Source organism: Kitasatospora sp. NPDC058063 (genome assembly GCF_042885395.1).
Taxonomy (GTDB): Bacteria; Actinomycetota; Actinomycetes; order Streptomycetales; family Streptomycetaceae; genus Kitasatospora; species Kitasatospora lactacystinica.
Genome location: NZ_JBHVSD010000023.1, coordinates 154,903 through 162,217, shown reverse-complemented (window position 1 = coordinate 162,217; position 7,315 = coordinate 154,903). Strand labels below are relative to the sequence as shown.

Genomic DNA, 7,315 nt, shown 5'->3' with positions numbered 1-7,315 from the left:
GCCCCCCCCGTTGTCCCTTTCCTCGGCGGCCTTCGTCGCCCCCCGCCCCCGCGGCACACCCAAACCCGCCCCGCGGCCCCCGGGCTCGGGCTCTGGGGGCGGCCCCCGCCGGCGGAACCGTGCGGGGCGGGCTCAGATGAGGCCCAGCTCCTGGACCGCGTCGCGCTCCTCGGTCAGCTCCTTGACCGAGGCGTCGATGCGGGCGCGCGAGAAGTCGGAGATCTCCAGGCCCTGGACGATCTCGAACTTGCCGTCCTTGGTGGTGACGGGGAAGGAGGAGATCAGGCCCTCCGGAACGCCGTAGGAGCCGTCGGAGACGACACCCATGGAGGTCCAGTCGCCCTCGGCGGTGCCGTTGACCCAGGTGTGGACGTGGTCGATGGCAGCGTTGGCGGCCGAGGCGGCCGAGGAGGCGCCGCGGGCGTCGATGATGGCGGCACCGCGCTTGGCGACGGTCGGGATGAAGTCGCCCTCCAGCCAGGCCAGGTCGCTGCCGACGGCCTCGAAGGCCGGCTTGCCGGCGATCTCGGCCTGGAAGATGTCCGGGTACTGGGTCGCGGAGTGGTTGCCCCAGATGGTGACGCGCTTGATGTCGGAGACCAGGGCGCCGGTCTTGGACGACAGCTGGCCGACGGCGCGGTTGTGGTCCAGGCGGGTCATCGCGGTGAAGCGCTCGGCCGGGACGTCCGGGGCGTTGCGCTGGGCGATCAGGGCGTTGGTGTTGGCCGGGTTGCCGACGACCAGGACCTTGATGTCGTCCGCGGCGTTGTCGTTGATGGCCTTGCCCTGCGGGCCGAAGATGCCGCCGTTGGCCGACAGCAGGTCGCCGCGCTCCATGCCCGCGGTGCGCGGACGGGCGCCGACCAGCAGCGCGACGTTGGCGCCGTCGAAGGCCACGTTCGGCTGGTCCGTGATCGTGATGTCGCGCAGCAGCGGGAAGGCGCAGTCGACGAGCTCCATGGCGGTGCCCTCGGCGGCCTTGAGGCCCTGCGGGATCTCCAGGAGGCGCAGGTTCACCGGCACGTCGGCACCGAGCAGGTGGCCCGAGGCGATGCGGAAGAGCAGCGCGTAGCCGATCTGGCCGGCTGCTCCGGTGATGGTGACGTTGACGGGGGTGCGGGTCATTTCTACCTTCTCCAGCAAATCGCCAGGCGCCCCAGGCACACCGGCACTGGAGCCAGGATGATCTCTCTCGACGTCGAGAGACCGGCGTCAGGTTATCGCAAAGGGAAGCGTATGCCCGGTGTCCCGGCGTGGCTGATGCGTCACAGAAGCAAGGCGGCCCCCGCCCGGGCCCTGGATTTCCACGGGACCGGGCGGGGGCCGTCGCGGGCCCTGCGGATCAGTGCCTGGGCCGGCCCATCAGCTGGCCGATGTTGTCGAGCAGCGGGATCTGCAGCCACGGGTTCGGCTGCGCCACCAGGGTCAGCAGCACGATCGAGATGCCCAGGAAGCTCAGCACGATCACGTCGGTGAAGCGGCTGCGCACCGCCAGCATCCCGACCTCGGGCAGCACCAGCCGCAGCACCGCGCCGAGCAGCACGCCGCAGCCGAGGATCAGCAGCCCGTACTTGAACCCGTCCTTGAAGTCGGCGAACCAGGTGACCGCGAGGCCGGCGCCGACGACCAGCAGGACCAGCGTGATCGGCCACTGCCGCACCGGCAGCGCGTGCTCGCGTCCGAGGGCCGCGGAGGCGCCCTCGGGCGGCAGGGTGCCGGTCGTCCTGACCGGCCTGCGGCGGGACCGTGCCGGTCGCGGTTCAGTCATGCTCGCCGTCCCTGGGGTGTCAGATGCCGGCGCGGCGCTCGGCCGCCTCGACGATGTTGTTGAGCAGCATCGCGCGGGTCATCGGGCCCACGCCGCCGGGGTTCGGGGAGATCCAGCCGGCCACCTCGGCCACCCCCGGGTGCACGTCGCCGACGATCTTGCCCTCGCTGCGGCTGACGCCCACGTCCAGCACCGCCGCGCCCGGCTTGACGTCCTCCGGCTTGACCAGGTGCGGCACGCCGGCGGCGGCCACGATGATGTCGGCCTTGCGCAGGTGGGCGCCGAGGTCCCGGGTGCCGGTGTGGCACAGGGTGACGGTGGCGTTCTCGCTGCGGCGGGTCAGCAGCAGGCCGATCGAGCGGCCGACGGTGATGCCGCGGCCGACCACGACCACCTCGGCGCCGTTGATCTCGACGTCGTGGCGGCGCAGCAGCTCGACGATGCCGAGCGGGGTGCACGGCAGCGGGCCCTCGATGCCCAGGGCAAGCCGGCCGAGCGAGGTCGGGTGCAGGCCGTCGGCGTCCTTGTCCGGGTCCATCAGCTCCAGGACCGGGTTCTGGTCCAGGCCCTTGGGCAGCGGCAGCTGGACGATGTAGCCGGTGCAGGACGGGTCGGCGTTGAGCTCGCGGACGACGTTCTCGACGTCCTCCTGGGTAGCGGTGGCGGGCAGCTCGCGCTGGATCGAGGCGATGCCGACCTCGGCGCAGTCCTTGTGCTTGCCGTTCACGTACCAGCGGCTGCCCGGGTCGTCGCCGACCAGGACGGTGCCGAGGCCGGGCGTGACGCCCTTCGCCTTGAGGACCGCCACGCGGGCGGCGAGTTCGGACTTGATCGCGGCGGCGGTGGCCTTGCCATCGAGAATCTGGGCAGTCATGACCCCATTCTCCCGGATCGCCGGGGGTCTCCGTACCGAGGGCGTCCGACCGCTGCCGCCGCGCTCGCGGACCCGGTTGCGGGCGCGGCTCCGGGCGCGGCTCCGGCCCGGTCCCGGGCACGCCTCCGGGGTGGACGAACAGGTGAACGGACGGGTGAACGGACGGGTACGAAGGTCCGACGCACGTTGCGGTTGCGCCACAGTCTTGACGCGGCACGCGGAACCGGCTGGACAGGGCGCCGCCGTCCGGATGACGATAAGCGCGCATTCCCGCCGCGATACCGGCCCGGTGACGGGCCGACGGACCCCGCGGCGGGGCGTACCCGGGGGAAAGAGCCAGTGAGCCGACCACAGCAGAACGAGCAGTCCGACCGCGGGGGCACCGTTCCGCCCGCGCCGTACCCGTCGGCCGTCCCGCACCCCTGACGCTCACCACGCTGCGAGCCGCGGCGCCCGTCACCGCCGCCGGGCCGTTCCCCGCTCCGCCGACGTCCCCCTCGGCCGGTGACCCGACTCACCGACCGGGACCGTCCGCGTCCCGTCCCCGCGTCCCCGTAACTGCCCGGAGGCATCCATGACGTACCCGCCCGACCCGAACAACCCGTACGGCCAGCCGCCGGCCGCCCCGGGCTACGGCTACCCGCAGCAGGCCCCGCCGCAGGCCGCCCCGGGCTACGGCTACCCGCAGCAGGCCCCGGCCTACGGGTACGCGCCGATGGTCCCGCCGTCCATGCCCGGCCTGATGACCACGGCCCGGGTGCTGCTGTTCATCGTCGGCGGCGTCCAGACGCTCGCCGCGATCTCCTACGTGATCATCGGTGCGGCGGCCAAGGACGTCACCAACGCCGCCAGCCGGACCACCAGCGACGACAACCCGTTCACCGCGCTGGGCGACGCCGCCGCCGGTGTCCTGCTCGTCGTCGGTGTGCTGTTCGGGCTGTTCGCCGCGCTCTCCATCACGCTCGGTGTGAAGTTCGGCAAGGGCGGCAACGCCGTCCGCGTCACCACCATCGTGTACGGCTCGCTGGGCGCCCTGGTCGGCCTGCTGATCCTGCTCGGAGCCATCTCCGGCGGCACCGCGGTCGGCCTGGTGATGGCCCTGCTCTGGCTGGCGATCAGCATCATCTGGATCACCGCCATGTGCGTCCAGGACGGCGTCAACTGGTTCAACCGGCCGCGTTACTGACCGGCCCGCACGACCGACGCAGAGCGGCCCGGCTCCCTCCTCGGAGGGGGCCGGGCCGCTCTGTCGTTCCGTCACGCCGTCACACCGTCACGCCGTCGGCGGGACCGGTGGAATCGGCGGGATCAGTGGAAGAAGTGCCGCGCGCCGGTGAAGTACATGGTCACGCCGGCCTCGGCGGCCGCCGCGACGACCTCCTCGTCCCGGATCGAGCCGCCGGGCTGGACGATCGCCCTGACACCGGCCGCGATCAGGATCGCCGGGCCGTCCGCGAACGGGAAGAAGGCGTCCGAGGCCGCGTAGGCGCCCTTGGCGCGCTCGCCGGCCCGCTCGACCGCGAGCTTGCAGGAGTCCACCCGGTTGACCTGGCCCATGCCGACGCCGACCGAGGCGCCGTCCTTGGCCAGCAGGATCGCGTTGGACTTGACGGCCCGGCAGGCCCGCCAGGCGAAGGCCAGCTCGGCCAGCTCGTCGGCGGTCAGCGCCTCACCGCTGGCGAGGGTCCAGTTCGCCGGGTCGTCGCCCTCGGCGTGCACCCGGTCGGCGTCCTGGAGCAGCACGCCGCCGGAGATCGGGCGCACCTCCTGGCGGTTGGCCGGGGCCTCGGGGGCGAGCAGCACCCGCAGGTTCTTCTTGCGGGTGAGCACCTCCAGGGCGCCCTCCTCGTAGCCGGGGGCCACCACGACCTCGGTGAAGATCGGGGCGATCTGCTCGGCCAGCGCGACGGTGACCGGGCGGTTGACGGCGATCACGCCGCCGTACGCGGAGACCGGGTCGCACTCGTGCGCCTTGCGGTGCGCCTCGGCGACGTCGGCGCCGGTCCCGATGCCGCACGGGTTGGCGTGCTTGATGATCGCGACGGCCGGCTCGGCGTGGTCGTAGGCGGCGCGGCGGGCGGCGTCGGTGTCGACGTAGTTGTTGTACGACATCTCCTTGCCGTGCAGCTGCTGCGCGCCGGCCAGGCCTCCCGTGCCGTCGCTGTAGAGCGCGGCGCCCTGGTGCGGGTTCTCGCCGTAGCGCAGCACGTTCTGCCGCTCCCAGGTCGAGCCGAGGAACTCGGGGAAGCGCTCGTCGCTGGGCGCGTAGCCGTCCTCGAACCAGGAGGCGACGGCCACGTCGTAGGCGGCGGTGTGGGCGAACGCGGCACCGGCCAGGCGCTTGCGGGTGGCCAGGTCGAAGCCGCCCTCCTGCGCCGCCTTCAGCACGTCGCCGTAGCGGGCCGGGTCGACCACCACGGCCACCGAGGGGTGGTTCTTGGCGGCGGCGCGGACCATGCTCGGGCCGCCGATGTCGATCTGCTCGACGCACTCGTCCGGGGTGGCGCCGGAGGCGACGGTGGCCTTGAACGGGTAGAGGTTCACGACGACCAGGTCGAAGGGCTCGACGCCGAGCTCGGCCAGCTGGGCGCGGTGCGACTCCAGCCGCAGGTCGGCCAGTACGCCGGCGTGCACCCGGGGGTGCAGCGTCTTCACGCGCCCGTCCAGGCACTCCGGGAAGCCGGTCAGCTCGGAGACCTCGGTCACCGGGACACCGGCGGCGGCGATCCGGCCGGCGGTGGAGCCGGTGGAGACGATGGCGACCCCGGCGGCGTGCAGGCCCTGGGCCAGCTCCTCCAGACCGGTCTTGTCGTACACGCTGATCAGCGCGCGACGGATCGGACGGACGTTCTCCGAAACGGGCGTGGTGGAGCTGGCACTCATGCCGGAATCCATACCTTTCGGTCCTCGATGCGGTGACCTTCGCGGGCCAGCCGGCCCACGACGTCGACGAGCAACTGGCGCTCGACAGTCTTGATGCGCTCGTGCAGCGCTTCGCCGCCATCGGCGTGGTCGGCGTCGACGACCTCGACGACGCCCTGCGCGATGATCGGCCCGGTGTCCACGCCGGAGTCGACCAGGTGGACGGTGCAGCCGGTGACCTTCACGCCGTACGCGAGCGCGTCGGTGACGCCGTGGGCGCCGGGGAAGGAGGGCAGCAGTGCGGGGTGGGTGTTGACGGTCCGCCCGGCGAAGGCGGCGATGAACTCGGGGCCGAGGATCTTCATGAAACCGGCCGTGACCACCAGGTCCGGCTGGTACTCGGCGACGGAGGCGGTCAGCGCGCGGTCCCAGGCGGCCCGGTCCGGGTGGTCCTTCACCCGGTGGACGAAGGTCGGCAGGCCCGCCTTCCCGGCGCGCTCCAGGCCCGCGATCCCGTCCCGGTCCGCGCCGACGGCGAGGATCTCGGCGCCGTAGGCCGGGTCGGCGACGGCGTCGATCAGCGCCTGCAGGTTGGTGCCGGAGCCGGAGACCAGCACCACCAGGCGGGCCGGTCCGGGCGTACGGGGCGGGAAGTGCTGGGCGGGGGCGGCGGCCACTGCGCGTCTCTCCGTAGGTCGGGCGCCGTCCGCTGGTACGTCCACCGGTGGTGGGGCCACTACGAACGGCAGGTCGAGCGAGGGGGAACTCCGGGGAAATCCGCCGCGACGCGGGCCCCGGGGAACCTCTGTGGGCTGCTGACCGTCACCACGATAACGGCTGGTCGGAGGGCCTCCGCACCCTCCCGGCGGCGCTACGCGCGTAGTTGAGACGGGGATCTCCTCCGGCCCACCGCACCGGAGTTGCCCCGGACCGCACCGGCCCCGGCGTCCCCGCCCACCCCGCCGCACCGGGCCGCCGGTGGCCCGACGGACGACTGCGGGATCATTGGGGGCGCGGGAGACCGCTCCGACGCGAGAACCTCCGAACGAGCCCCGACCGAGAAGGAATGGCTGAACCCATGAGCAGCGGCGACGACACCGGCGAGCGCAACCCCTTCGCGCCGCCGCCGGCGGATGCCCCGGACCAGCCGTGGCAGCCGCGCAGCCCCTGGGCCGGCGGGGGCCACGGCTCCGACGGCCAAGCGGGCCCCACCGGGCAGGGCGGCCCCACCGGTCCGGGCGGCTCCACCGGTCCGGGCGGCTCCGACGGCAGGGGCGGCGAGCGTCCGCAGCTGCCGCCGCCGTGGGGCCCCGGCGACGGCCGCACCGGCCAGCGACCGCCGTCCCCGCAGCCGCCCCGGCTCGACCTCGCCGATCCGGCCCACCGCAAGGCCCGCAACGCGGCGCTGGCCGGGCCGTTCGCTCTGGTCTGCCTGTTCGCGGGGTTCCACTGGATCGCCCTGCTGATCGGGGCGCTCGGCGTCGTCTGGGGCGTCGGCGCGCTGCGGACCCGGCGGCCCGCCCCGGCCGCCACCGTCGCCGGGCCGGCCGGGCCGCTCCCCGCGGCCCCCGCCCCGAACCCGCTCACCCCGGCGGCGCTCGCCGGCGTCCTGACCGGTGCGATGACCATCGTGGTCGCGACCTCGGTGATCGGCCTCGGGTACCACTACCGCGACTACGTCACCTGCGTCCAGGACTCGCTGACCAGCGTCGGCGCCCAGAACTGCGACCGGTACGCGCCGCAGTGGTACGTGGACTTCACCGGGAACACCGAGTAGCCGGACCTCCGGGTCCGCCCGGTCGCCCCGGCCC

At 73.5% G+C, this 7,315-nt stretch carries 7 protein-coding genes; 2 read left to right on the top strand and 5 right to left on the bottom strand.

Features of this window, described 5'->3' with window-relative positions; all coding sequences use genetic code 11:
• Positions 1–132: 132 nt before the first annotated feature.
• From ACFVUY_RS32745 to ACFVUY_RS32735, 3 genes are all read right to left on the bottom strand, one after another.
• Entirely contained in the window at positions 133–1,125 is a 993-nt protein-coding gene (locus ACFVUY_RS32745) for a malate dehydrogenase (RefSeq protein ID WP_359915194.1), read from the bottom strand.
• A 217-nt stretch (positions 1,126–1,342) separates the two neighbouring features.
• Positions 1,343–1,768, bottom strand: a complete 426-nt coding sequence (locus ACFVUY_RS32740) for a DUF3017 domain-containing protein (RefSeq protein ID WP_359915192.1) — start codon at positions 1,766–1,768, stop codon at positions 1,343–1,345.
• A 19-nt stretch (positions 1,769–1,787) separates the two neighbouring features.
• A complete protein-coding gene (locus tag ACFVUY_RS32735) occupies positions 1,788–2,642 on the bottom strand; it encodes a bifunctional methylenetetrahydrofolate dehydrogenase/methenyltetrahydrofolate cyclohydrolase (protein WP_359915190.1) in 855 nt (284 codons plus the stop codon).
• Between the two features lie 574 nt (positions 2,643–3,216).
• Here ACFVUY_RS32735 and ACFVUY_RS32730 point away from each other — a divergent pair.
• The gene (locus ACFVUY_RS32730) at positions 3,217–3,828 is read left to right on the top strand and encodes a hypothetical protein (protein WP_359915188.1); all 612 of its coding nucleotides are present in this window, start codon (positions 3,217–3,219) and stop codon (positions 3,826–3,828) included.
• A gap of 122 nt (positions 3,829–3,950) precedes the next feature.
• On the opposite strand, the gene purH is transcribed toward ACFVUY_RS32730, so the two are convergent.
• Together purH and purN are read right to left on the bottom strand one after the other, a co-directional pair.
• Complete coding sequence (gene purH / locus ACFVUY_RS32725) at positions 3,951–5,525, bottom strand: bifunctional phosphoribosylaminoimidazolecarboxamide formyltransferase/IMP cyclohydrolase (RefSeq protein ID WP_387693189.1); 1,575 nt, start codon at positions 5,523–5,525, stop codon at positions 3,951–3,953.
• Positions 5,522–6,181, bottom strand: a complete 660-nt coding sequence (purN, locus tag ACFVUY_RS32720; RefSeq protein WP_359915185.1) for a phosphoribosylglycinamide formyltransferase — start codon at positions 6,179–6,181, stop codon at positions 5,522–5,524. The genes purH and purN overlap by 4 nt, the downstream gene beginning before the upstream one ends.
• Before the next feature lie 401 nt (positions 6,182–6,582).
• On the opposite strand from purN, the gene ACFVUY_RS32715 reads away from it, so the two are divergent.
• On the top strand, positions 6,583–7,281 hold the full coding sequence (locus tag ACFVUY_RS32715) for a hypothetical protein (protein WP_387735889.1): 699 nt from the start codon (positions 6,583–6,585) through the stop codon (positions 7,279–7,281).
• The last annotated feature ends 34 nt before the right edge of the window (positions 7,282–7,315 follow it).

Coding starts and splice junctions, on each gene's coding strand:
- ACFVUY_RS32740 (WP_359915192.1), bottom strand. CDS start 1,768: ATGACTGAACCGCGACCGGCACGGTCCCGCCGCAGGCCGGTCAGGACG.
- ACFVUY_RS32715 (WP_387735889.1), top strand. CDS start 6,583: ATGAGCAGCGGCGACGACACCGGCGAGCGCAACCCCTTCGCGCCGCCG.
- ACFVUY_RS32735 (WP_359915190.1), bottom strand. CDS start 2,642: ATGACTGCCCAGATTCTCGATGGCAAGGCCACCGCCGCCGCGATCAAG.
- purH (WP_387693189.1), bottom strand. CDS start 5,525: ATGAGTGCCAGCTCCACCACGCCCGTTTCGGAGAACGTCCGTCCGATC.
- ACFVUY_RS32730 (WP_359915188.1), top strand. CDS start 3,217: ATGACGTACCCGCCCGACCCGAACAACCCGTACGGCCAGCCGCCGGCC.
- ACFVUY_RS32745 (WP_359915194.1), bottom strand. CDS start 1,125: ATGACCCGCACCCCCGTCAACGTCACCATCACCGGAGCAGCCGGCCAG.